This window comes from Duganella lactea, from assembly GCF_009857505.1.
Lineage (GTDB): Bacteria > Pseudomonadota > Gammaproteobacteria > Burkholderiales > Burkholderiaceae_D > Rugamonas > Rugamonas lactea.
On record NZ_WWCP01000087.1, the window covers coordinates 1 to 1,431 of the forward strand.

The 1,431-nt window shown below is 63.0% G+C and carries 1 protein-coding gene; it reads right to left on the reverse strand.

Annotated elements, in window-relative coordinates:
- Positions 1 to 47: 47 nt before the first annotated feature.
- Entirely contained in the window at positions 48 to 1,313 is a 1,266-nt protein-coding gene (locus tag GTP44_RS26770) for an IS256 family transposase (RefSeq protein ID WP_161021800.1), read from the reverse strand.
- Between the last annotated feature and the right edge of the window lie 118 nt (positions 1,314 to 1,431).

Below are 1,431 nucleotides of genomic sequence, written 5' to 3' on the forward strand. Positions count from 1 at the left end.
GAGCTAATGTCAAATCTGGTGTATGCCAATCCTGAAGCGTAGGGCCATCAGGCGGCGAGTTTCTGTTGTTCCGGCGGATTGTCCTGCGCCGGAAGTCCATCTTTAAACAGCACGCCAGCCAGCAGCGCACCGATCTTGTCAGCGCCCCGAATCCGGCGCCAAGTCTTCTCCGCTTCTTCCATCAGCTTGAACGCCAAACCCAGGAAGGTCGCCCGCGACAGGCAATTTCGCGAGCGCGTCGTCCGGTGGCGCACGGTGGCGAACGTCGATTCAATCGGGTTCGTCGTGCGCAAATGCTGCCAGTGCTCGGCCGGGAAGTCATAGAAGGCCAGCAGACTATCGCGATCCTGCTTGAGCTTCTCGACTGCCTTGGGGTACTTCGCACCGTACCGCTCCAAAAACTGCGCGTATGCCGTCAGCGCATCGGCCCGCGTGGCGGCCATGAAGATCGCCTGCACAGCTGCCTTTGCCTTGGCCTGCTGCGACGCTGGTAAAGCGTTCAGCACATTACCCAGCTTGTGGAACCAGCAGCGTTGCGCCCGCGTGGCTGGGAACACCTCTTCCAGCGCCGCCCAGAAACCCATGGCGCCATCCCCCACCGCCAGCAGCGGCCCGCTTTGCAGGCCGCGCTGCTTCAGTCCCAGCAGCACCTCCTGCCACGACGCCTTCGACTCCCGGAAGCCGTCGGCGATGGCCACGCGCTCCTTCCTCCCGTCCGGCGTCACGCCCATGATCACCAGCAGGCATTGCCCGTCGTTGCCTTCGCTCTTGGCGCCGGTGTGGATGCCGTCCACCCACCAGTACACCCAGCGCTTGCCGGACAAGTCGCGCTGGTCCCAGCGCTTCCATTCCTCTGCCCATTGCGCTTTGAGCCGGCTCACCACGTTGGGCGACAGACCCTTGGCCTCCTCGCCCAACAGCACCGACAGGGCTTCGCCCATGTCGCCGGTCGAAATGCCTTTCAGGTACAGCCATGGCAGCGCCGCCGAGACGCGCGGTGACTTGCGCACATACGGCGGCACGACCGCCGAATTGAACTTCACGCCAGCGCCGGAGCGGTCGCGCACCTTCGGCACCTGCACCGCCACCGGCCCCGCCGCCGTCAGTACTTCGCGCTCCGGTAAATAACCGTTACGCACCACCGCCTGCCGCCCCGTCAGCGTCTTGACGTTGCTGTACTGCGCCAGCAACTCGGCCAGCTCCGCCTCGATGGCCTGCTGGATTACCTCGCGCGCCCCGCGCCGCACCAAATCGTCCAGGCTCGTGCCGATTGCCTCTGGACTGCCCTGCGTTTCTTGCTTATGCTTCGTCATGGTGGAGTTTCCTCTGTTGGTTGGTTTTGATCTCGACAATCAAATTTTCCAACAAAATCTCCACCGCCTCATCCCCGCCTGCAGATTTCAGCCCGTACACCAGATTCGACTATAGCTC

Coding starts and splice junctions, on each gene's coding strand:
- GTP44_RS26770 (WP_161021800.1), bottom strand. CDS start 1,313: ATGACGAAGCATAAGCAAGAAACGCAGGGCAGTCCAGAGGCAATCGGC.